A 23576-nucleotide genomic window follows, 5' to 3' on the forward strand; every position below is an offset into this window, starting at 1 on the left:
CATGGTGCTGACGATGCAGCCGATTTTGACCTCTGTACCGCCTGAAGGCAGTGAGTGGCGCTATGAGGTAAAGTATGACGGATTCCGCTGTCTTCTCCGCATAGACGAAAGCGGCGTTACATTAACCAGCAGAAACGGACAGACGCTGACGAATCAATTTCCGGAAATCACGGCTTTTGCGGCCCGGTGTTTTCAGCACATGAAAGACAGGTTCCCCATCACGCTTGATGGAGAGCTTGTCTATTTAATCAATCCGTACAGAGCGGACTTTGAGCATCTTCAAATCCGCGGACGTTTAAAACGGACGGAAGCAATTGAAAGCACCGCTGATAGACGGCCGTGCCGCTTTCTGGCATTTGATCTCCTCGTTCTGGAAGGCGCCGGCACCGTCTCATTACCGTATGTGAAACGGAAGCGCGCCCTTTCCAAACTGTTTAAAGAAGCAAATCTTCCCGCCTGCCCTCATCACTTAGCGGAAGAAGCGATTCAATACATTCCGGAACACACTGACTTTGATGCGCTTTGGGCCAAGGTCGTCCGCCATGACGGAGAAGGTGTCGTAGCAAAAAGAGCATCAAGCGGCTGGGCGGAAAATAAACGCTCTCCCGACTGGCAAAAGTATAAACATATGAAAACGGCACATGTGCTATTAACCGGGTTTAATCCGAAGAACGGGTATGTAACAGCCTCTGTTTTAAAAGACGGCACCGCCGTCCCGATCGCTTCCGTTTCCCACGGCATGCAGGCGGAAGAAAAAAACGCCGTCAGAACCATTATGGAGACCCACGGAAAAAAACTGCCAAGCGGCGAGTATATACTTGAGCCTTCTATCTGCATGACCGTGCAGTATTTAACCATATTGCAGGACACGCTGCGTGAAGTATCTTTTGTGTCTTTTCAGTTTGAAATGGATTGGACGGAATGCACGTATCAGCAGCTTATCCTCCGCTCTAAAACGCTGCCGCCGAAGCTGCAGTTCACAAGCCTGGATAAGATCGTTTTTAAAAAACGTGAAAAAACGAAAGCAGATTTCCTTAGTTATATGGTGAAAATGAGCGATTTTCTTATGCCCTTTCTTAAAGATCGGGCCGTCACGGTGATCCGTTATCCGCACGGCGCGCCTGGCGAATCTTTTTTTCAAAAAAACAAACCGGACTACACGCCGGACTTTGTCTCAAGCGTGTTTGACGGGAGCCACGAGCACATCGTATGCAGCAGCATACCGTCACTTCTATGGCTGGCCAATCAGCTGGCGCTTGAATTTCACGTTCCGTTTCAGACAGTGCATTCTGAAAGACCCGCAGAGATTGTAATTGACCTTGATCCTCCGTCAAGGAATGATTTTCCCATGGCAGTGGAGGCTGCGCATGTGCTGAAACAGCTGTTTGACTCATTCAGCATTACGTCATTCCCGAAGCTCTCCGGAAATAAAGGCATTCAGCTCTACATCCCGCTTTCACCGGAAGCATTCAGCTATGAAGAAACCCGTGCGTTCACAATGCTCATCGCCGATTATTGCGTCAGGACGCGCCCGGATCTTTTTACGACAGAGCGGTTTATCAAAAACCGAAACGGCAGGCTCTACCTAGATTATTTGCAGCATGCCGAAGGGAAAACCATTATCGCCCCCTATTCGACCCGGGGCAACGAATTGGGAACGGTTGCGGCTCCCCTTTATTGGAGCGAAGTCAACTCCTCTTTAACACCTGATGATTATACGATCGATACAGTAGTGAACCGCGTCAGGACAGAGGGAGATCCGTTTTATGATTTTTACCGGAATCCGCAGGACGGCCCGCTTTCAATCGTGCTTGAGCAAATCAAGAGAAAGAGCTGACGCTTTTTGTCAGCTCTTTTCAGTCTGATACGTGCACATCAATTTTTCTTTGGAAATAAATAAATAGCAGGAGTAAGGAATGTTTTTGAGGGTGAGCTGTTTTGCAGTAAAGTATAAAATCGGAATATGGGCCGCTTTCTTAAACAGCCTGTAGCAGCCGCTGGATGGTTTTATCACATCAAAACCGAGTCTCGCCGCTCCTTTATGAAGCATTGTAATGCCGACGACTCCCTTAATCTCGTCTTTCCGTTTATGCTGGTTAATATAATCCGCTAAATGAGGCATGGATTGATATACCTTCTGATATAGCATAATCCCCCTTCTGACCGCGCTTTCAATAGGCTGCAGCTCTTTCAGGAGTTTGACATTATGAAGATGAATCTTAACTAACACGTCGTTTTTTTTAATTCTGGTTCCGTCGCTCAGGATGACTTCTTTTCCTTTATATCTTGTCAAACGGACGCGGAATACATTCGATTGCCGTTTATCAATCAGCGTCAGCCGGGTAAAGAAGAAATAAAGCGGATCAAGTAAGTACCATATAGACAGCAGACAGCTTCTCACATGTTCACCTTCTTTATATTCAAAGCACCCTCATATTTTGGCATGGGGCATGTCACATTATGATTGGTAAATAATGATGCCGACCTGTATCAGCTTATGCAAAAACCGCTTCAGGCTCTACTGTCCGGAACAGAAAAAACACTCTTCGTGAAGAAGAGTGTTTGTATCCGCTTTCTTTTAACGGAAAAGCAAATGCTGGCTGTGAATTCCCGCTTTTTTCAGTAAGGCTATCAGCTGTTCCTGTTCTTCAGGCATAAGTCCTGAAAACGCTCTCGCAATTCTCAATGAATGAATCGGATAAATTTTATCCAAATACTCGTTTCCTTTATCAGTTAAATGGGCGTAAACAGACCGTTTGTCCTTCGGGTCTTGTTCTCTGACCAAAAACCCGTTTCTTTCAAGCTTGTCGATGACATAGGTGACATTCCCGCTGACAAGCAAAAGACGCGACCCGATTTGCTGAAGCTTTTGCGGTCCTCTCGTATAGAGCAGCTCCAAAACGGCAAATTCAGTCGGATTAAAACCGTGTTCTTTACTGTCGCGGATGCTGTGTTCAGACACACTCTTGAAAGCCCTTGCAAAAACTTTGTACAAATTCATCGAACGCATCACTTCTTCTTCGTTAAATGATAATCTCATCATATCTACCCCGTATTTAAGATTTTTATAAAAAAATAATGTAAACCCTTACAATTCATAAGAGTCGTTCTTTGTTTTATATTCTATTCGTGCCGTTTTTCAGAATTCCTTCTTTTTTATATAAAAAAATACCCTTATACATCATTTAATTTGTATAAGGGTTCCGTTCTTTATAGGGAATGTTCCGAAAAAAATACGCGTATTCCTTTCTCAGCTCCGTAATTGTCATGGAATTGAGTATTTCTTTCGTATAGACTCCGATCTGCAGAAGCTTTTTGGAATAATGGTTTCTCTCTTTGTCCAATGCATTTTGAAGCAAACGACTCATGGCGGCCTCCTTTGTTTTCCGTTATTCTATGATCAGAATAACGCTTTTATATCAAAGACGTATAAAGCCATTGTAAATCTTCTGTGGATTATGATGTTTTTCGGTAAAGTCCGTTCTGGACGGCTCTGAGCAGCGGAAAAGCATGTTCCCCGGCAAGCTGCATGAACGCCTCCAGCATTTCATCGCGTTTCATATCTAATTCAATGATTTCTTTTGCCAGCGAAACCGCTTTTTCTTTCTCCATTCCTATCCTTCCTCCTCATTGTGTCTGTACAGTAAGCATAAAACGGGGCAAAGGACCATGCATTAACCTTGTCAATTTTTCTGCCGCTTTTTTTCTAAAATTTTCTATTCCACGTCAGAAAACCTGACAAGCGTCAGGTTTTTTCTCTTTTTTTCTTATATAATATGAGTAAAAGACATCCAGGGGTGGAAAAATGACGGCAGACGAACAATCTTACAAAGATAAAAAAGTAATCTCGATCGGCATTGTAAGCGAATTAACCGGATTGTCAGTCAGACAGATCAGATACTATGAAGAACGGAAATTAATCTACCCGCAGCGATCATCACGGGGAACGAGAAAGTATTCCTTCGCGGACGTTGAGCGGCTGATGGATATTGCCAACAAGCGGGAAGACGGCGTGCAGACAGCTGAGATTTTAAAAGACATGCGAAAAAAAGAACAGGCTCTCAAAAACGACCCGCAGCTCCGCAAAAAAATGCTGGAAGGACAGCTTAATGCTCATTTTAAGTATAAAAACCGCTGATCAAAAAAGTCCGCCTCCTGTGAGACGGACTTTTTTATAAAGCATGAAGAAATGCAGTTGCAATGCCGAAATAAATTAATAAGGACAAAATATCGTTCAGCGTCGTAATCAGCGGTCCTGATGCAATCGCCGGGTCAATGTTCAGTTTATGAAGAATAATAGGGACGATCGTTCCGGCCATCGTACCGATAATCAACGTTGCAAGCAGCGATGAACCGACGACAAAACCGAGCGTTAAGTCTTTCTGCCAGACGGTTGCGACAATCGTAATCGCGATCGCACAGACGATGCCGATATAGATACCGGTTCTTAATTCACGGAAAATCAGTTTAAAGATGGTTTTTTTATTCATTTCTTCTTTAGCCAGTCCTCTGATGACGACGGCGAGTGACTGTGTGCCTGTATTACCCGTCGTTCCCGCAATCATCGGCATGAAAAATGCGAGGGCGACTACTTTTTGCAATGTATCTTCAAAATAATTCAGAATGCTTCCGGAAATCAATCCGATAAACAAAAGCAGAATGAGCCACGGCAAACGGCGGTACGCCGCAACGTACGCTTTCGTATCAAATGTAATCGCCTTACCGGAGGCTGCGAATTTTTCGTAATCTTCATCGGCTTCTTTAATCACGACGTCAATAATATCATCGACAGTGACAATACCGACAAGCACATGATTTTCTTCCACGATCGGAATGGCTAAAAAGTCATACCGCTGGATCAGCCGGGCGACTTCTTCCTGGTCTTGGAGCACCCCGGCCGAGATGACACGCGTAAACATGAGATCCTGCACTTTATCCTCAGGCTCGCCGAGAATTAAATCTCTGTAAGAGAGCACTCCGACAAGCTGCTTGCTGTCATTAATCACGTACAAATAATTTATTGATTCTGCGATTTCTGCAAAGCTTTTCAGCTTCACGACCGCATCTTTTACTGTATAATGCTGCGGAATCCAGACGAAGCGGTTCGTCATCATCCGGCCCGCCGATTCTTGCGGATAGTTCATCAAAAGCTGTACGGCCTTTGATTCCTCAGCCTCCATGCTGGATAAAAGCTGTTCTTTCAGTTCTTCATCCATCTCTTCCAGCAATGCGGCGAGATCGTCGTTATCCATTTTATTCATTGCGAGAGTGGCTTTCGTTTTACCGACTTTATGCAAAACGGCAAGCTGAAATTCCCGCTCCAGCTCTCCGATCATGTCGGTGATGTCATCAACCGTCATATATGACAGATAGCGGGCCCGGTGCTTTTCCGGCATTTCTTTAAACAAAAATGCCATGTCATAGGGCTGAAGCTCATCTATCATGTTTCGGAATTCTTTTATTTTTCCGTCCCGCAATAAAATGATAATGCGTAATATGAGTTCGTCATAGGTCATGTTTTGGACCATCGGGACTCGTACCTCCTTTACGGAGACGCGCCGTCCGTCAAGGGAAGTGCGGCGGTTTGTCTCCTCATCATGTCGTCACTGGTTATCTGGCTGTATATGGGTACTTCTTCTGACATACTCGAATGGGGAGAATCCATACTCCGCACCTCCTTATCATGCTCAGTCGTGTACGTTTTGAGGCATAAAAAAAACCTTCCGATATGAAGGCGAAAACAAGCACGGCAAATAAACGTGCGGGGCCTCCAATCGTAGAGCTTTAGCACTGTATGGCATAGGACAGCCATCCAGCTGCGTTAAGAATCACCTTATGTCGATGATTCCTGTTGACCCATTGGCGTCTTTGGACATTTTTGGGCAGCAGCGTATCTCCATACAGGAGCCTCACCTAACGAAGTTCTTATTTGAATTGACACACTGAGATTACAGAAAAAAAAGGAATGTGTCAACCTTAAATTTGTGATTTCAGCACATGCCTATAAAATAAACGGAATAAAGGCATAAAGCCCTTATTCCGGCAAATCGCTTTCATCCTCTTCTGAAAGGAAATGATAGGATTCATGCAGCATGAGCGCGTACTCCCCTTCTTTTGTCGGATGCGGTACATACTCAGCCTCGTTGATATACTGCTCTTCCCTTTTCTTCATATGACAGACCTCCTGTTCAATTTTAGATTGTCCAAAAGAAGACCCGTTATCATAGGAAAAAAAATCACTTGCGGAGGGGGACATGCAGCTATATTTTTCGGATCGTGAAAAAGTTCCTAAGCAGCCACGGGCCCGGTTTGAAACCGAGCGTTAATTGCCACGCGCCGATCGCCTGCAGTCCGAACTCCCGAATGAGAACCATTTTTTCACTCATGCTCCGCACATCCTCAAACCACACTTCATGCGTTCTTCCATTTTCATCAGTATACCGGAAGTAAGGGGAACGCTCCTGCTGGGAATAACGGATCACTGATTGATGCTTCATGGCCGTTTCCATGGCGCGCTGATTGGAGATGGCGGATCCGATCGTTCCGGGACGGTACGGAATCACCCAATCATACCCGTACAGCGGAACACCGAGAATCACTTTTCTTCTCGGCACCCTGCTGATGGCAAAATTGATCGTTTGCCTGACCTCTGTCAAAGGCGCCACGGGTCCCGGCTCACTGCCGGCGTGGTGCCAGTCGTACGCCATAATGAACATATAATCGACGACGGCTCCGATTCCGCCGTAATCATATCCCCTCAGCCACGGCACTGCATCACTTGTTTTCGCCGGAACCGATATCGTTAACGCGAGCTGATGCTCTGAAAGCCGGGTTTTTAACTGCCGGAGAAATCCTGTGAAGAGGTCCCTGTCAGCTTCTCTGACCCGTTCAAAATCGATATTTACACCGCCGTATCCCTTTCTTACGGTTAAGGAGACGATATTGTTGACGAGATTCGTTCGTGCCGTCGGATTTTGCAGCACTTGATGGGCTAATTCCGGACTGAATCCCCCTTCTGTCAAATTTGTAATAACGGCAAGCGGGCGCACTCTGTTCTGCCATGTGGTTTCTATTGCGGTTCTGTCGTTTAAATCGTTAATGATATCTCCGTTCGGGCCAAAATGATATTCAAACAAAGAAATCGCCGAAGAATACGGCGCAAAATCATTAATTAACTCTCTATCCGCTTCAGGCGTCCGAATGACATAAAATTGCAGGGTTCCCGCAAGATAGTTAGAGATATCAGGGATCTTCACTTTCATACCCGCCCGCAGCCGGTTCGGCGGAATATCCGGGTTTGCCTGCATCAGCTGCATCTGCGGCACATAAGCCTTACCTGCGATAACGGCATACGTATCATTCGGCTGAACCGTATATTCATTAAGAGGGATTAAAAGCGCCTGCCCCGGAACGATATTCGTTTCCTCAAGCCCGTTGACGCTTCTGATGCTGTCAACAGGGTATCCGTACTTTCTGCTGATGGAAAATAACGAGTCGCCAGACTGCACTGTATGAACAAACATAGATGTCCTCCGTTTCCTTTTGATCAAAAGGGCTCTTCTTATCTTTATGAATGATCATCCGGTCCGATTCCAAACTCTGTTTGGAGAAAGGCTGTTTACAAATCAGACATGATCAACTATGATGATGTCATCATAAAAAACTGTATAGGAAACGCACTAGGGGTGCTGTTATCGGCTGAGATAAAACATGCGGCAGGCGTGTTTTGATCCCTTATAACCCGATCTGGATAATACCAGCGTGGGGAAGTGCAGATTGACCGGAGCGCAGGGTTTTTCCCCATGCGTTTTCGTTCTGCTGCTGCATATTCCCTCGGATATGCAGTTTTTTATTTTTCATTAAAAAACGGGGGAGGACACCGCAATATGAAACTGAATATAAACCGCCTGTAAAATCATCTCTTTCATACATACGACTATCCGATAAGAAAGCAGGAGATCACAATGAAAAATTGGAAAATGAGAGAAATTGTCGTCATGTCCGTCATCAGTGTTGTATTTGCTGTCATTTATTTAGTATCAACTCATGCAAGCAATATAGCGGCAGGGTTTTTCGGCCGAATGAGCTACGAACCGATTTACGGTATCTGGTTTATCGTCTCGGTAATTGCCGCGTACATTATTCAAAAACCGGGAGCGGCTCTTGTTTCTGAAATCATCGCCGCGTTTGTGGAGTGCTTACTCGGAAATCCGTCAGGACCGATGGTGATTCTGATCGGGATCGCACAGGGAATCGGTGCGGAAGCGGTCTTTTTTGCGACACGCTGGCGGATTTATACCCTGCCCGTGCTTCTTTTATCCGGTATGGGGTCTTCTGTGACGAGCTTCATTTATGACTTGTTCGTTTCCGGATACTCTGTTTTGAATCCGGGTTTATTAGCCGTCATGCTTCTTGTCCGTCTGATCTCAGGTGCGCTTCTTGCCGGCCTTCTCGGCAAAGCAATCAGTGATGCGCTGGCTTACACAGGGGTGCTGAACGGCATGGCGCTCGGAAAACAATTCAAGAAGAAAAAGAAACAGGTGAACCAAGATGCAGGCATCTGAGCCCCTTCTATCGGCCGGCTGTCTTACCTTTTCTTATGATCAGGATGAAAAGCCGATTCTTCAAAACGTGTCCTTTCAGCTCCGCAAAGGAGAGCGGGCTTTATTGCTCGGGCCGAGCGGATGCGGCAAAAGCTCGCTCGCTCTTTGTTTAAACGGTCTGTACCCGGAAGCATGCGATGGGGTTCAATCGGGCACCGTTTCTTTATACGGAACACCTCTTTCACACCTGACAGAACCCGCCGCCAGATCCATCGGCGTCGTGTTTCAAGATCCGGACCAGCAGTTTTGCATGCTGACGGTTGAAGATGAAATCGCCTTCGGCTTGGAAAATTTGCAATATACAAAAGAAGATATGGACGCAATCATCAATGACGTTTTAGAAAAATTAGAGATCACTCATTTGAAAACGCGAACGATCGCTTCGCTGTCAGGCGGTTCAAAACAAAAAGTGGCGCTTGCCTGTATCATTGCGATGGAACCGGAACTCATTATTTTGGACGAACCGACGGCACAGCTTGATCCATATTCCGCACGTGAATTAGTGCGGCTGATCAAAGATCTTCAAGCAAAAAAAGGCTTCGGCCTTCTCGTTATCGAACATCAGCTTGATCATTGGGCGCCGTGGATGGACAGGACGATTGTCCTTGACGAAATGGGTCAGAAGGTGATGGACGGAGAGACGGACGTTATCTTTGAAACAAAGATTGAAGAGCTGATGCAGCTCGGCATTCCGATTCCGCGTGTGTTCTCATTGCAGGAGCACGTCAGCATTCCTTTTACATTGTGTAAAGAAAAGCTGTTTCACGAACCTGTACCATCTCTGCCCGAACCCCGGCCCGCCGCGCTTTCGGCAGAAGACGCGCTGAGCGTTCACGAGCTGTCATTCTCAAGAGGAGCAGACGTCATTTTTCAGGATGTGAACTTTTCCGTAAAAAAAGGTTCAATCACCGCGATTGCCGGCCCTAACGGAACAGGAAAATCCACGCTCCTTTCTGCCGCGGCCAAGCTCATCCGTCCGCTGAGCGGAGACATCAAAATAGACGGCAGACCGATTGATTCCTATTCTGAAAAAGAGCTGCGGCGGCTGATCGGATATGTTTTCCAAAATCCTGAACACCAATTTGTCACAGATTCCGTCATTCAAGAGCTGATGTTCGGTTTTGAAAGCAGCAGACCCGCAAAGGAGAAAGCTCTTCAGCTGTTAACCCGATTCGGCCTGAGACGCCATGCCTCACAGCATCCGTTTTCTTTAAGCCAAGGACAAAAACGCCGGCTCAGTGTCGCGACAATGCTTATGCACAATGTGAACGTTTTGATGCTTGATGAACCGACTTTCGGACAGGATGCCAAAACGGCGCGGGAGTGTATGCAAATGCTCCGTGAGATTCAAAAGGAAGGAACGGCTGTTTTGATGGTGACACACGATATGGAACTCGTCTCAGATTATGCCGACACGATCCTTGTGCTCTGCGGCACGAAACTGGTATTCCGGGGAACTCCCGACGCTTTATTTTCTGATAACACCGGGATCGCCGAGCAGGCGCATTTGGCTTTGCCGCTGCGGTATGAATGGATGAAACACGACAGGAGGCGGAGAAATGAACTTGCGGCTGGAGGCTGTTAACCCGTCAATAAAGGCGGCGGCTGTATTGTTATGCGTCATTATGCTGTCGTTTATTTATAATCCGTACACCCCTGCTTTGTTTTATATCATCATTGCGGGAGGCGTCCTCTCGGCGGGGCGTGTGCCGCTGAAAAAATGGCTGCTGTTCACGATTCCGTTTGTCATTCTGGCCTTCGGTTCTTTATGGACAGCCGCCGTATTCGGAAACGTCCCGACAACCGGAAGCAACCTGCTGTTTAAGCTCGGGCCGATTGCCGTCAACAGTGATAACGCGGCGCTCGGGATTTCTATCGCGTTTCGTATTTTATGTTTTTCCGCTTTGTCGATGATGTTTCTTTTCACAACCGATCCGATTCTGTTCATGCTCAGTCTGATTCAGCAGTGTAAGCTGCCGCCCAAGCTTGCATACGGCGTTATCGCGGGGTTCCGGTTTCTCCCTCTTCTGAAAGATGAAATCCTGATCATCCGGCAGGCGCACAGAATCAGGGGCGCGGCGTCTGATTCAGGGCTGAAAGGAAAGCTCTCCGCCTTCAGGCGCTTCACCATTCCGCTATTGGCAGGCGCAATCAGAAAGGCGGAACGCACGGCGATCGCGATGGAATCTAAAGGCTTTACGGGGAGCCGAAACCGCACGTTTTACAAAACTGTTACTGTGCGCCGCGCCGACTGGTGTTTTTTCCTGCTCGTGCTTCTGTTATTCGGCGCAAGCTGGCTCATTTCATTGTTGTTTGTATAAAAACAGGCCGCCGGAGTGATTCGGCAGCCTGTTTTGTTATGTATGTTATTGATGATAATTGAGAGCCTGAGCGAGATTGGACTTGATCGTAATATCTGAGAAATTAATGCCGAGCTGTACGGCGGTTTGAGCGATTTCCGGCCTGATTCCGGATAAAGTGGACGTGACGCCGATCAATTTCAGCGCCTCAATTAATTTAAAAATCTGATGCGCCACCATCGTATCGACAACCACTACACCCGATAGGTCAATAAACAGATGTTCAATCAGCCGTTTGGCACATGTGCTCAGCGTATTTTCAAGAATGAATTTGGCGCGCTCCGTGTCAATATCGCCGACAAGCGGCAGCAGCGCCGTCCGTTTGCTCAGCGTGATAACCGGAGAGCTTAACTCCAAAATCATTTCTCTTTGCGCGTTCAGCTGCATTTTCGAGTTATGCTCGGCATGATCGACAAACGTGTAAATCGTAAAATCAAATACTCGTACAATTAAATTCTCCCATTTCTTCCTTTCTCCCTCTGCAAACGAAGATTCATGTTTATCGGCAAACGCATCATAATAACTGATGTATAGCCTCCGGTTTCTCATGAATTCACGGACCACATACTGGACGGGTGTATCCAGATGCTTCTGGTCTTTCGCGAGCTCAATCACCCACTGCTCGAACTCTTCTAAAAATTCTTTTTCCGGCATGATATACATTTTATTAATATGCCGGTAAAATTCTTTATCCTGCTCCGTCAGTTCTTCTGTGATGACAGGATTTGCCAAAGAATAAACCGAATTCGGGTCCGAATCTTCCATCGTTTCGATCCACTCTTCCGCAATTTGATCCGCTTGTTCTGTAAAATAGTCGTATAATGCTTCATTTATCTTCATATCTCTTCTCCTTTCCCATTTCCAATTATAGCGTCAGCGGGTCATGAATGAAAATAAAAGCTGTTAAACTATCCATTTATTTGAAATTTTTTAGTGCAATAGATTACGCCTTTTTTATGAAAATGCTTCAAATGACTCTTTCCGACCGGCATGCTCTGCCATAAAATAGTAGCAACACCCTTGTATCCACTCGCAAGCATAAAAAAGGAGGGCTTTTTTATGAATGGTGAAATGCATTTGATTCCTTATGTCACGGATGAACAGATCATGGATGTGAACGAGCTTCCAGAGGGTATTAAAGTGATTAAGGCGCCAGAGTTGTGGGCAAAAGGGTTTAAAGGCAAGGATATTAAAATCGCGGTGCTTGACACAGGCTGCGACATCAATCATCCTGATTTGAAAGACCGGATTGTCGGCGGGAAAAACTTCACCGATGATGACGGAGGCAAAGAAGACGCGATTTCCGATTATAACGGACACGGGACACACGTTTCCGGAACGATTGCCGCCAATGATTCAAACGGCGGAATTTCGGGTGTCGCGCCGGAAGCAAGCCTCTTAATTGTTAAAGTTCTCGGCGGTCAAAACGGCAGCGGCAAATACGAATGGATCATTAACGGCATCAACTACGCCGTTGAACAAAAGGCCGATATCATTTCCATGTCACTCGGCGGGCCAAGCGATGTGCCTGAATTGAAAGAAGCCGTCGCAAATGCGGTAAAAAGCGGTGTTCTGGTCGTTTGCGCGGCAGGAAACGAAGGCGACGGAGACGAGCGTACAGAGGAACTGTCGTATCCGGCCGCTTACAACGAAGTGATCGCAGTCGGATCAGTCTCAATCGCCCGTAAATCGTCTGAATTTTCAAACGCCAATAAAGAGATTGACCTGGTGGCTCCGGGAGAAAATATTCTCTCCACCCTTCCCAACCATAAATACGGGAAGCTGACGGGCACTTCAATGGCCGCCCCGCATGTGAGCGGAGCGCTTGCCTTAATAAAAGGGCTTGAACAGGACGCGTTTCAGCGGACGCTTTCTGAGGCTGAAGTCTACGCCCAGCTCGTGCGGCGGACCCTTCCTTTGGACATCGCCAAAACATTGGCCGGGAACGGGTTTCTGTATTTAGACGCGCCTGAAGTGCTGATGGAAAGAGCCGAACAGGCACAGCTGCTGTCTTTCTGATATTTTTCTCATATAATGATTGATCAGCTTGTCACATCACCAATTTTTAAAATGTGAGATTTTCTATTGACAGTGATCTGAATAAGCTGATAAGATAACCAACAAATGATGTAACTTTTCAAAAAAATTGAAATACTTTCTCTTATCGAGAGTTGGGCGAGGGATTGGCCTTTTGACCCCAACAGCAACCGACCGTAATTCCATTGTGAAATGGGGCGCGTGATTTTTGCGCCGAGACGACTGTCTCATAAGGCACGGTGCTAATTCCATCAGACGTGATCTGAGAGATGAGAGAGGCTTACATTTTGAAGTTAAAGCCTCTTTCTCTCATGAGAAAGGGGCTTTTTTGTTACATCTCACTTAAAGGAGGAAACTTAATGACAACAATCAAAACTTCGAACCTCGGTTTTCCGAGAATCGGCTTGAACAGAGAATGGAAAAAAGCGCTTGAGGCATATTGGAAAGGTAACACTGACAAAGAAACGTTTCTTAAAGAACTTGACGGTTTATTCTTATCAGCTGTCAAAACACAGCTTGACCAACATATCGATATCGTGCCGGTCTCTGATTTCACCCATTATGACCATGTGCTTGATACAGCCGTCAGCTTTAACTGGATTCCGGAAAGATTCCGCAGCATCACGGATCCCGTTGATACATACTTTGCGATTGCCCGCGGTGTAAAAGACGCCGTTTCCAGTGAAATGACGAAATGGTTTAATACCAACTACCATTACATCGTTCCTGAATATGACGAAAGCATTGAATTCCGTCTGACGAGAAACAAACAGCTTGATGACTACCGCCGGATCAAAGAAGAATTCGGAGCGGAAACGAAACCTGTCATCGTCGGTCCGTACACATTCGTCACGCTTGCGAAAGGATACGAAGAATCAGAAGCGAAAGCGATTCAAAAACGCCTTGTTCCTCTTTATGTTCAGCTGCTGAAAGAGCTTGAAGCAGAAGGCGTCAAATGGGTTCAGATTGATGAGCCTGCCCTTGTGACAGCTTCTTCTGAAGACGTCCGTGCCGCCAAAGACCTCTATGAAGCGATCACAAAAGAGCTTTCAGGACTGAATGTTCTCCTGCAGACATACTTTGATTCGGTTGATGCATATGAAGAACTCGTTTCTTATCCCGTACAGGGAATCGGGCTTGACTTTGTGCATGATAAAGGCAGAAACCTTGAGCAGCTGAAAAAGCACGGCTTCCCGAAAGATAAAGTGCTGGCAGCCGGTGTGATCGACGGGCGCAACATTTGGAAAATCGATGTTGAAGAACGCCTTGATGCAGCTCTGGATATCCTCAGCCACGCTGACGTTGAGGAATTATGGATTCAGCCTTCAAGCAGCCTTCTGCACGTGCCGGTGGCAAAACACCCTGACGAGCACCTTGAAAAGGATTTGCTGAACGGCCTGTCATACGCTAAAGAAAAACTGGCGGAACTCGGCGTCTTAAAAGAAGGGCTTCTGTCCGGCAAAGCGGCCGTCAGTGAGCAGATCGAAGAGTCAAAAGCGGCACTTAAGGCTTTAAAAGCATTCGCAACAGGAGCGAACTCAGCTCAAAAAGAAGAGCTGAATCAGCTGACGGAAAAAGATTTCTCCCGTCCGGCAAGCTTTGAAGAACGATTGGCGCTGCAAAATGAATCACTCGGTCTTCCCCTTCTGCCGACGACGACAATCGGAAGCTTCCCTCAATCTGCCGAGGTGCGGAGCGCACGGCAAAAATGGCGGAAAAAAGATTGGACAGATGAACAGTACCAAGCCTTTATTAATGCGGAAACGAAGCGCTGGGTTGACATTCAGGAAGAAATCGGCTTAGACGTGCTCGTTCACGGAGAATTTGAGCGGACGGACATGGTCGAATACTTCGGTGAAAAACTGGCTGGGTTCGCCTTTACGAAATATGCATGGGTGCAGTCTTACGGTTCACGCTGCGTACGTCCGCCTGTCATTTTCGGAGATGTCGAATTTATCGAACCGATGACGGTAAAAGATACGGTCTACGCCCAATCGCTGACGGAAAAACACATGAAAGGCATGCTGACGGGACCTGTCACCATCTTAAACTGGTCATTCCCGCGTGTGGATATTTCAAGAAAAGAAATCGCCTTCCAGATCGGGCTTGCCCTCAGAAAAGAAGTAAAAGCGCTTGAAGATGCCGGTATCCAAATTATCCAAGTGGATGAACCCGCGCTCCGCGAAGGACTGCCGTTAAAAACGCAGGATTGGGATGAATATTTAACTTGGGCCGCAGAAGCATTCCGGTTAACGACGTCTTCTGTGCAAAATGAGACGCAGATTCATACGCATATGTGTTACAGCAACTTTGAAGATATCGTAGATACGATCAATGATCTTGACGCGGATGTCATTACAATCGAACACAGCAGAAGCCACGGAGGATTTTTAGAATACTTGAAAGAACATCCTTACGTGAAAGGCCTCGGACTCGGTGTATACGACATTCACAGCCCGCGTGTGCCGGCAACTGAAGAAATCTATCAAATTATTGATGACGCGCTTGAAGTGTGTCCGACTGACCGCTTCTGGGTAAACCCGGACTGCGGACTGAAAACAAGACAGCAGGAAGAAACCGTTGCGGCATTAAAAAATATGGTCGACGCCGCGAAACAGGCACGAAAAAAACAAGCTCAGCTTGTATAAAAAAAACAGCCATCCGCAAATTGCGGGTGGCTGTTTTTTCTGGGGCGTGCTACTTATTCTTCAGCGCTTCTGCAAGTTCACTTAGTGTATCATACTGCTTAATTTGATAGCCCCTCCCTTCTTTTTGCAAATACCCTTTTTGGCAGAATTGCGTCAGCACATGCAAGAGATGACGGTAAGATACACCCAAATAATCACAGACCGTTACGTGCTTCTCTTTATAAACCCCTTCATAAGCCGTCTGCAAAATAAAATCAGCCAGCCGGTTTTCAAATGGGAACGCCAGACTTTGTGAATATTTCGAAGCCATAAGCGTTGCCTTAGCACTTAAAAACTTAGCCAACTCACGCAGGAATTTCGCATCCTGCAGCAATTGCGCGCGGCAGCGGTAAATAGGCAGAGCAAAACAAACAGTCTTCGCTGAGGCTTGAATTCCTTTTGTGTAATACACTTCATGTAATAGTTCCATCTCTCCGATGTAATCATTTTTGTTGATAAAATTAATTAAAGAAACTTTCCCGTTTTGATGGGTTACATATATTTTCGCTTTTCCTTCAATCACGTAAAACAGGAAGTCAGGCCTCCTGCCCTCTTGAATCATCCATTCGTCCCGCTCATATTCGCGCACTTCCATAAACTTTTCAGCGGGGAAAGAGAATAAATGCGCGATTGAGTGTTTTTCTAACTGATGCCGCTTTTTCTCGCCTTTATAAATTTCCATCGTCCACCCCAAAAATATGAGATATCTCATATTGTCTTTATGTCTTTACATGATAACATGCCAATTAAAGGAGGAACGGGAATGAAAGCATATCGCTGGATGAGTCTGCATTTTTTTAGTTTTTTTATGACATGGGGTGTTTTTCTGCCCTATTGGACGGGATGGATGGTGCATATAAAAGGGGTTTCCGTATCCGAAGCCAGTTTCATTATGAGCCTGGGCTTGGCGGCAAGAGGGATTTCCACATTATTTTTCTTCCCTTATTTATCAGGAAAATTCAGCAGCAAAGCCTTATTAAACGGCGCCAGAATCGGGACGCTTCTCGCACTTTTATGTTATATTCCCGCTGATTCTTTTCAAAGCCTGCTTCTTGTCACATTAGTGCTGCATGTGTTTTACCCTGCTTTAATGCCTGCTTTAGACAGCGCTTGCGGCGTCCTTGTACAGCATAACGAATTAAAGGCTTATGGGACAAGCCGCCAGTGGGGGTCCGCGGGTTTTGTTTCAGCCGGCGTCATCCTGTCCGTCTTTACAGGTATATTCGGAGATCAAGCGATTTTATGGGCACTGCTTTTGGGCACCCTGATATTCGCATGCCTCAGCTTTATGCATGCGCCAGCTGTTCTCTCGAAACGGCCGGAAACAGACCGCGCAAGAAAAGAGGGTATGTTTGCCTTATTCCGCATCAAATATTTCGGTCTGGTGCTCGCAATCGTTATCTTACTGCAAGCGGCACATGCATCTTACTACAATTACGGTTATCTCTTTTTACAGGAAATCGATGCGCCCGCATATGCCATCGGAATCATCATCAACATCGCCGTTATCGCGGAGATTATCTTCTTTGCAATCGCTGACCGATACTTTCATCAATTTACGGCAGGCTCTTTGCTCGCCTTGGCGGCGCTTGGTGCTACCGTACGCTGGATACTCGTATTTGCCTTTCCGCATGTCATCATTTTCTGTATTGCGCAGACGCTGCATGCCTGTTCATTCGCGATGGGACACTATGCATTTATGAAATACTTAATTAAGAATATTTCACCGGCGCAAATCCCGAAAGCCCAAGGCATATATTCAGCGCTTGCTCTCAGCTGGAGCACTGCGGTATTTACTATTTTCGGAGGTTTTTTATATGAAATTGAACCCCGGTATGCCTTTATCGGAATGATTGTTTGTACGATCCCATCCATGCTTCTCGCCCTTTTATACAGAAAACTTGAAATGAAAAAGAGAGTTTTTGCTGGAAACGCTCAAGATATGTAGCCATCGCTTTATAGACGATCACATGTCCCGCTGTCATTTTGACCGATTTGCGAATGCTGTGCGATGTATTTTCTCTATATTTAAAGTATTTCCTTCATATATGATGAATTTAATGCGGGAATTCGTTCAGAAACTTGGACAGAGTCAGTGAATATACTGATACAGTACTGCTTACGCTTATTTCGGGGAACTTTGTTCGTAATAAAATGATTTTCAGCCAACTCATAAGGAGGGACATTGTGTCACAGCCTAATTTGCCTAATATCACCCCTGTCGTTACACTTTCCAGAGACGATACCATTAACCTTCTTCTTTCGTCAATTGCTATGGAAGAGCTGGGAATGGCACATATTCTGAATGCGGAAGGGGAAAAAATCCAATACGCGCTCGGAACGATTCCCGGATTAACAGGGCCCCCGTCAAGTCTTGCGGATATTCTGAACCTGAATGAGAGCGTCCGGGATACGCTTGACAGCTTAATGAAACAGGAGCTTCTTCTCGGTTCAAAATTGGACAGTATCTCAAATATCCCTACACTGGCGGGACCGACTGGTGCTACGGGGCCGACGGGACCAGCCGGAGGGCCCGCAGGATCAACCGGGCCGATCGGCCCGGCCGGAGCGACAGGGCCAACCGGACCGACCGGGCCGACGGGGGTCACCGGTGCGGGTCTTCAAGGGATTGTTGCTTTTAATCCGCTGATTGCTCCCACTTATACACCCGGACAGGTTGTATTGTATAACGGAAGCTCCTATGTCGTGAACACACCTTCGCCGGCAGGGATTCCGGATACGTCTGCCGATTATACGCTTTTAGCTGCCGCAGGATCAACCGGGCCGATCGGACCAACAGGCGCTACAGGAGCCGGATTGACAGGATTGACAGCTTTTGATCCCGCTGCTGCACCTTTTTATACAGCGGGGCAGGTTGTATTGTATGAGGGTGCTTCTTATGTCGTAAATATCAATAACCCTTCAGGCATTCCCGGGACATCGCCGGATTATACACTGCTTGCCGCCGCGGGGCCGACCGGGCCGACAGGGGTCACGGGCGCCGGACTGCAAGGCATCGTACCGTTTGATCCCCTCGCCGCCGCTGCCTATACCGCCGGACAGCCAGTTACTTTCAACGGCAGCTCTTACGTCGCAAACGTAAACAGCCCGGCGGGAACCCCTGGAGCCTCAGCTGACTATACACTTTTAGCTGCGGCGGGAATCACCGGCGCTACTGGCGGCACCGGACCGACCGGAAGCACCGGTGCTACTGGCGTTTCCGGGCCGACCGGGATCACCGGCGCTACTGGCGGTACCGGACCGACCGGAAGCACCGGCGCTACTGGCGGCACCGGACCGACCGGATTTACCGGTGCTACTGGCGTTTCCGGACCGACCGGATTTACCGGCGCTACTGGCGGCACCGGACCGACCGGAAGCACCGGCGCTACTGGCGAAACCGGACCGACCGGATTTACCGGCGCTACTGGCGGCACCGGACCGACCGGATTTACCGGCGCTACTGGCGGCACCGGACCGACTGGAAGCACCGGCGCTACTGGCGGCACCGGACCGACCGGAAGCACCGGCGCTACTGGCGGCACCGGACCGACTGGAATTACCGGCGCTACTGGCGTTACCGGACCGACCGGAAGCACCGGCGCTACTGGCGGCACCGGACCGACCGGAAGCACCGGAACAAGTCTGACAGCAACTTCCGGCTATGCAAGCAATACGGGCGGCGGTGTTGTCGCAGTTATTGTCGGCGGCACGACCATTTCTTTACCGAATGAACAAAACCTTTCGGCGGATATAACGGCTAATGCCGCTAATACCGTATTTACCGTTGCTCCGGCGGGACGTTACTATATCTCCTACCATATTAATTTAACGGCCGGCCTGCTTGTAAGTTCGCGTATTTTAATCAACGGCACTCCTCCTGCAAGTTCGATTATCGCCCCGGTCGCGTCTTTGGCAAACTTTAATAACTCCTTTATTGTGACATTGCCAGCAGGCAGCACCATCCAGCTTCAGCTGTTCGGATTATTGGGTGCGGCCACATTGCTTGGAGGAAGCGTCGGTGCAGCTTTAAACATTATTCGATTATCTTAATGGAACATGCAAAAAAAGGATCAGGCGTTTGTCCGCTGATCCTTTTTTAATTGAGACAGAAGCTCTTGCGCGGGTTTAAATTGAGGATTGAACTTCACGGATTTTTTGGCGTAAGCGATGGCCGTCATATCATGGTTTAATTCAGCATGGCATTTCGCCATATAATAAAAGGCTCTGAAATCGGCGGCACCTTTTAAAATTAAGTGATCAGCGTTTTCTCCTTCAACCTGCGTTCCGTTTTCAAATGCTTTGATTGCCGCTCTGTACTTTTCCAAATGATATAATACAAGGCCTTTATAATAATGAAGATTGCTGTAATCAGGATATAGCTTGAGCACTTTTTCAATCCCTTGTTCGGCTTCTTCATACCGTTTGAGCTCAAGCAATATTGTATATTTCAAATAATACAGGAGAGACGGAGGCATTCGTTTTTCGCTTAAAAATTGAAAAATTGAGCCGTTGACAAGATATAATGCTTTTTCATAGTCTTTTATTCTGTAGCATTCACTTGCCAAATGATAGACAAGCCACGGATCAGGATTTTCCTCTGAAAGCTCTTCATTTAAAATGCTGATATTCCGTTTATGTTTTTGCTTGATCTTTTCTTCCTGCTCCAAGTAGCCGTAGTGATGAATCACACATGGGAGCGTGAAAAAAGTATTGTTTTCTTCCTCATTGGAAGCCGAGATATTCTCGTGAATTCTGCCTTGATACAGAAGGCCTTTATGATTGCGGAACAGTCTCGGCTGCATGCTTTCAAACGCTTCGTTTTCATCGAGCTGCTTCCCCGTATAATTGATGATTTTCAAAAGGCCCCGGCTCGGTAATCCGTCATGAAGCAGCGAAGTTAAAAAGCGGCCCGTCTCCTGATCGAGCTCTTCATCCGCGTCAAGCACTAAAATCCAATCTCCTTCGGCATGCTGCAGGGCGTAATTTCTGGCCTTTGCGAAATCATTCTCCCATTCGAAATCAAACACTCTTGCCTGAAAGCTTTTGCATATATCTTTTGTATTATCTTGTGATCCGGTGTCTGCGATGACGATCTCATCAACGATGTCTTGTACACTTGATAAACAACGGGAGATGTATCTCTCCTCGTTTTTCACAATCATGCAAAGAGTCAGTTTACATTCAGCATTTCCGCTCATTTTCTCACCTTTCCCGATTTTGGAGTTGTTGATTGAACCAAGGCCGTTCAGGAGTGCCGTTCATCGTTATGATGACAGGCCGCACCCATCTGACGGCAGGTTCGGCAGTTGATTCTGCATCCCATTCCTGAAGCTGCCTGACAGCCCGCTTCGTAATGGGATGCGCCCGGAATTCGCGCGGGCTTTCAAAAATGAATTTTTTCGTTCGTTCCGTAACTGTCTTCATTTCATGAAAGTGCCGCTCATACATCTGCTTCTGCTCTTCTTCCAAGCTGACCATTAAAAACAGCCGGCCGCCTGTTTCCATCTGACAGCGGCACAATGCGGAGAACAGCCTGATTTCTTCTTTGTAATCTGAATCCCTTCTTTTATCCACGGTCACAGATAATATATTTAACAGCGCAATCGTGAGGCAATGCATGGCTTCAAAAGATGTCTGTTTCGCTTTTGAGATGCTTGGATACGGCATATGCTTCACCCGTCTCTTTTTTTATGAACGCTCCCCGCCTTTCTTCTTCCAACCGCAGTCCTCACAATCCCCGCACTCACAGCAGCCAATGCGGCCGTAAAACAGGCCGTCACACGGATCTTCAGGATGCGGATTCGGAAAGCACGGGTCGCATGGATCTTCCGGATCACTGGGATCGTCCGGATTCCACGGGTCATCAGGATCGCCCGGATCACTCGGATTACTTGGGTCGTCCGGATTCCACGGGTCATCAGGATCGCCCGGATTACTCGGATTGCTTGGATCGTCCGGGTCCATACAGGCTTCAGAATCCTGTAAGAAGATAATGTCCTCAAGCTTCGTCTGCAAAAGGAGTTGTGATTTCATGACGGTGCGCAGGAGCCGTTCAGTGCTTCTATTGATTGATGACAATTCCTCCAAGGAGGGATCGCCGGAAGCGCCGAGAAACATTTGAATCCTTTCCGCTTCCGCCTGCAGAATATGGGATAGTCCGATTTCTTCCATAGCCACGGATGAAAGAAGGAGGTTCAGGGTCTCACATCTGGAGAGTGTAATGTCGGGGGTGATGTTCGGTATGTTTGGAAGAGACATCGATTTCTCCCTCTTTTCTCTTGGTGTCATTATGCAAAAGTGCTATATCGTATTCTTATTCCGGGAGAGAAGAGATCATTACTGATGTTTTCGTTAATAAAATATCCCGGATATAAAATCCGGGATATTCGTTCGTTGATTTATTTTAATTCAAGTTTGACGTCTACATTTCCTCTTGTTGCTTTTGAATACGGACAGAACTCGTGAGCGGCGTGCACTAGCTTCTCCGCCGTTTCTTTGTCAAGATCTTTTGTATCAATGACGAGCGTTACGCCGATTTTGTAACCTCCGTCACTCTCATCTTTTAAAAGGCTGACCTGTCCTTCAATTTCAGAGGTCATGTCGATTTTTTGTTTTTGGGCGGCAAGCTCAAGCGCTCCCCCGAAGCAGGCAGCATACCCTGCCGCAAAGAGCTGTTCAGGGTTTGTGCCGGTTTCTCCGTCTTTTTTTGCATTCGGCATGATGATGTCAAAATCCAGCACCCCGTCTTCGGATTTAATATGTCCTGCTCGTCCGCCGACTGCGGTCGCTTTTGAAGTAAATAATGCCATTATTATCAGCCTCCTCATTGTACTTACTGTATATATTGCCCCTGCTCATATTTTTAAACATGAGGAATAGGAAATGGACCGTTTTTCGGCTACAATAGGGGTAACGTTAACAAACAAAGAGTTGGTGAAAGAAGTAATGGCAGAAAAAGATTTTGAACATATGAAACTGGAGAATCAGCTTTGTTTTTTGCTGTACGCAAGCTCAAGGGAAATGACGAAACGGTACAAACCGCTGCTTGATAAGCTCAACGTAACTTATCCCCAGTATTTGGCGCTGCTTTTATTATGGGAGCACGAAGAACTGAATGTGAAACGGATGGGTGAGCTTTTGTACCTGGATTCCGGAACGCTGACACCGATGCTGAAACGGATGGAGCAGCACGGAATCATCATGAGAAAGCGGTCGGCTGAAGACGAGCGATCCGTGACGATCAGGCTCACAGATGAAGGACGGGCCTTGCAGAAAACAGCGGCGGATATCCCCATTGCCATGCTGGAACAGACGGGACGGTCAAAAGAGGAATTAAAGCAGTTAAAGCAGTCGCTTTATGAGGTTTTGAATACGCTGCACGGCAAAAAATAAGGATGCCCCGAATGGGCATCCTTATTTTTATTCTGCTGCCAGAAGCTTCACTTCAATATTTCCCGCTGTCGCTTTTGAATACGGGCAGACACCGTGCGCTTTTTGAATAAGGGCTTCAAGCTCCTGTTTATCAATGCCGGATGCTTTGACCTCAAGCGTAACGCCTAGTTTATATCCTTGGTCTGCTTCATCTTTCAGCAGACTGACATGTGCAGTGACCTCTGTTTCAATACTCAGACGCTCTTTTCTCGCTACGAGCTGAAGAGCGCTGTCAAAGCAGGCTGAATATCCTGCGGCAAACAGCTGCTCAGGGTTTGTGGCATGTTCGAGCTTTTTTGCTCTTGGCGTTCCCGGCATGGCAACATCAAGATTCAGCACTCCGTCAGAAGACGTGACTTTCCCTTCACGTCCGCCGGCGGCTGATACGGTTGCAGTAAATAATGGTTTTGTCATGTGAATTCACCTCTATTATATTGTGTACAATTTAATCTTAC

At 46.9% G+C, this 23576-nt stretch carries 24 protein-coding genes and 3 riboswitches; of the genes, 10 read left to right on the top strand and 14 right to left on the bottom strand.

Translation table 11 applies throughout. The annotated features are described in order from the left end of the window. Position 1 precedes the first annotated feature (1 nt). Positions 2-1837 (top strand): DNA ligase D, encoded by a 1836-nt coding sequence (locus CXL14_RS16550; protein WP_014721064.1) that lies wholly within the window; start codon positions 2-4, stop codon positions 1835-1837. Between the two features lie 9 nt (positions 1838-1846). On the opposite strand, the gene CXL14_RS16555 is transcribed toward CXL14_RS16550, so the two are convergent. The 4 genes from CXL14_RS16555 to CXL14_RS16570 form a co-directional block, all read right to left on the bottom strand. After that, complete coding sequence (locus tag CXL14_RS16555; protein ID WP_007407215.1) at positions 1847-2401, bottom strand: YkoP family protein; 555 nt, start codon at positions 2399-2401, stop codon at positions 1847-1849. Between the two features lie 177 nt (positions 2402-2578). After that, complete coding sequence (locus CXL14_RS16560; protein WP_007610911.1) at positions 2579-3043, bottom strand: MarR family winged helix-turn-helix transcriptional regulator; 465 nt, start codon at positions 3041-3043, stop codon at positions 2579-2581. Positions 3044-3185: 142 nt separating this feature from the next. Beyond that, a complete protein-coding gene (locus tag CXL14_RS16565) occupies positions 3186-3368 on the bottom strand; it encodes a Fur-regulated basic protein FbpA (RefSeq protein ID WP_003154731.1) in 183 nt (60 codons plus the stop codon). Positions 3369-3456: 88 nt separating this feature from the next. Further along, the gene (locus CXL14_RS16570; protein ID WP_003154733.1) at positions 3457-3612 is read right to left on the bottom strand and encodes a hypothetical protein; all 156 of its coding nucleotides are present in this window, start codon (positions 3610-3612) and stop codon (positions 3457-3459) included. Positions 3613-3805: 193 nt separating this feature from the next. On the opposite strand from CXL14_RS16570, the gene CXL14_RS16575 reads away from it, so the two are divergent. Beyond that, positions 3806-4138: a MerR family transcriptional regulator gene (locus CXL14_RS16575; protein ID WP_014417562.1), complete on the top strand. Its 333-nt coding sequence runs from the start codon at positions 3806-3808 to the stop codon at positions 4136-4138. A gap of 34 nt (positions 4139-4172) precedes the next feature. Here CXL14_RS16575 and mgtE read toward each other — a convergent pair whose 3' ends face one another. From mgtE to CXL14_RS16595, 3 genes are all read right to left on the bottom strand, one after another. Continuing rightward, on the bottom strand, positions 4173-5528 hold the full coding sequence (gene mgtE, locus CXL14_RS16580) for a magnesium transporter (RefSeq protein WP_012117400.1): 1356 nt from the start codon (positions 5526-5528) through the stop codon (positions 4173-4175). A gap of 234 nt (positions 5529-5762) precedes the next feature. Beyond that, positions 5763-5928, bottom strand: a riboswitch (M-box (ykoK) riboswitch). Positions 5929-6034: 106 nt separating this feature from the next. Then, on the bottom strand, positions 6035-6172 hold the full coding sequence (locus tag CXL14_RS20100) for a transcriptional regulator SplA domain-containing protein (protein ID WP_003154740.1): 138 nt from the start codon (positions 6170-6172) through the stop codon (positions 6035-6037). Positions 6173-6260: 88 nt separating this feature from the next. Beyond that, positions 6261-7523, bottom strand: coding sequence for a glycoside hydrolase family 18 protein (locus CXL14_RS16595; protein WP_014417561.1), 1263 nt, complete (start codon positions 7521-7523; stop codon positions 6261-6263). 148 nt (positions 7524-7671) lie between these two features. Then, positions 7672-7785: riboswitch (TPP riboswitch) on the top strand. A gap of 179 nt (positions 7786-7964) precedes the next feature. Between CXL14_RS16595 and CXL14_RS16600 the strand changes: the two genes are divergently transcribed. Genes CXL14_RS16600 through CXL14_RS16610 form a run of 3 tightly spaced genes read left to right on the top strand, consistent with a single transcriptional unit; the run spans position 7965 to position 10924 of the window. Beyond that, positions 7965-8564, top strand: a complete 600-nt coding sequence (locus CXL14_RS16600) for an ECF transporter S component (protein ID WP_014417560.1) — start codon at positions 7965-7967, stop codon at positions 8562-8564. After that, positions 8551-10188, top strand: a complete 1638-nt coding sequence (locus CXL14_RS16605) for an ABC transporter ATP-binding protein (protein WP_014417559.1) — start codon at positions 8551-8553, stop codon at positions 10186-10188. Before CXL14_RS16600 ends, CXL14_RS16605 begins: the two co-directional genes overlap by 14 nt. After that, entirely contained in the window at positions 10163-10924 is a 762-nt protein-coding gene (locus CXL14_RS16610; RefSeq protein WP_014417558.1) for an energy-coupling factor transporter transmembrane component T family protein, read from the top strand. Before CXL14_RS16605 ends, CXL14_RS16610 begins: the two co-directional genes overlap by 26 nt. Positions 10925-10969: 45 nt before the next feature. On the opposite strand, the gene CXL14_RS16615 is transcribed toward CXL14_RS16610, so the two are convergent. Beyond that, positions 10970-11803: an STAS domain-containing protein gene (locus CXL14_RS16615; RefSeq protein WP_014417557.1), complete on the bottom strand. Its 834-nt coding sequence runs from the start codon at positions 11801-11803 to the stop codon at positions 10970-10972. A 219-nt stretch (positions 11804-12022) separates the two neighbouring features. Here CXL14_RS16615 and CXL14_RS16620 point away from each other — a divergent pair, with 219 nt between their 5' ends. Further along, positions 12023-12982: a S8 family peptidase gene (locus tag CXL14_RS16620; protein ID WP_014417556.1), complete on the top strand. Its 960-nt coding sequence runs from the start codon at positions 12023-12025 to the stop codon at positions 12980-12982. Positions 12983-13121: 139 nt separating this feature from the next. After that, positions 13122-13276, top strand: a riboswitch (SAM riboswitch). Between the two features lie 83 nt (positions 13277-13359). Continuing rightward, on the top strand, positions 13360-15648 hold the full coding sequence (gene metE / locus CXL14_RS16625; protein ID WP_021493799.1) for a 5-methyltetrahydropteroyltriglutamate--homocysteine S-methyltransferase: 2289 nt from the start codon (positions 13360-13362) through the stop codon (positions 15646-15648). Positions 15649-15697: 49 nt separating this feature from the next. Here the strand turns inward: metE and yeiL are convergent, their stop codons facing one another. After that, entirely contained in the window at positions 15698-16369 is a 672-nt protein-coding gene (gene yeiL, locus CXL14_RS16630) for a transcriptional regulator YeiL (RefSeq protein ID WP_014417554.1), read from the bottom strand. An 81-nt stretch (positions 16370-16450) separates the two neighbouring features. Here yeiL and CXL14_RS16635 point away from each other — a divergent pair, with 81 nt between their 5' ends. After that, positions 16451-17635 carry an MFS transporter gene (locus CXL14_RS16635; protein WP_014417553.1) on the top strand — a complete coding sequence of 395 codons (1185 nt, stop codon included), beginning with the start codon at positions 16451-16453 and terminating at the stop codon, positions 17633-17635. Between the two features lie 239 nt (positions 17636-17874). Beyond that, positions 17875-19740 carry a BclA C-terminal domain-containing protein gene (locus CXL14_RS20555; protein ID WP_032863782.1) on the top strand — a complete coding sequence of 622 codons (1866 nt, stop codon included), beginning with the start codon at positions 17875-17877 and terminating at the stop codon, positions 19738-19740. A gap of 20 nt (positions 19741-19760) precedes the next feature. Here CXL14_RS20555 and CXL14_RS16645 read toward each other — a convergent pair whose 3' ends face one another. The 4 genes from CXL14_RS16645 to CXL14_RS16665 form a co-directional block, all read right to left on the bottom strand. Further along, complete coding sequence (locus CXL14_RS16645) at positions 19761-20888, bottom strand: glycosyltransferase (protein WP_014417551.1); 1128 nt, start codon at positions 20886-20888, stop codon at positions 19761-19763. A gap of 4 nt (positions 20889-20892) precedes the next feature. After that, a complete protein-coding gene (locus tag CXL14_RS16650) occupies positions 20893-21357 on the bottom strand; it encodes a hypothetical protein (protein WP_014417550.1) in 465 nt (154 codons plus the stop codon). Positions 21358-21378: 21 nt separating this feature from the next. Beyond that, a complete protein-coding gene (locus tag CXL14_RS20450; RefSeq protein WP_014417549.1) occupies positions 21379-21948 on the bottom strand; it encodes an alpha-helical endospore appendage domain-containing protein in 570 nt (189 codons plus the stop codon). A gap of 140 nt (positions 21949-22088) precedes the next feature. Next, a complete protein-coding gene (locus CXL14_RS16665; RefSeq protein WP_003154758.1) occupies positions 22089-22499 on the bottom strand; it encodes an organic hydroperoxide resistance protein OhrB in 411 nt (136 codons plus the stop codon). A 73-nt stretch (positions 22500-22572) separates the two neighbouring features. On the opposite strand from CXL14_RS16665, the gene CXL14_RS16670 reads away from it, so the two are divergent. Then, positions 22573-23082 (top strand): MarR family winged helix-turn-helix transcriptional regulator, encoded by a 510-nt coding sequence (locus tag CXL14_RS16670; protein ID WP_014417547.1) that lies wholly within the window; start codon positions 22573-22575, stop codon positions 23080-23082. Positions 23083-23109: 27 nt separating this feature from the next. On the opposite strand, the gene CXL14_RS16675 is transcribed toward CXL14_RS16670, so the two are convergent. After that, on the bottom strand, positions 23110-23535 hold the full coding sequence (locus CXL14_RS16675) for an organic hydroperoxide resistance protein (protein WP_007610880.1): 426 nt from the start codon (positions 23533-23535) through the stop codon (positions 23110-23112). Positions 23536-23576 lie beyond the last annotated feature (41 nt).

It is taken from the genome of Bacillus sp. SJ-10 (assembly GCF_002843505.1).
In the GTDB taxonomy this organism is placed as follows: Bacteria; Bacillota; Bacilli; order Bacillales; family Bacillaceae; genus Bacillus; species Bacillus velezensis.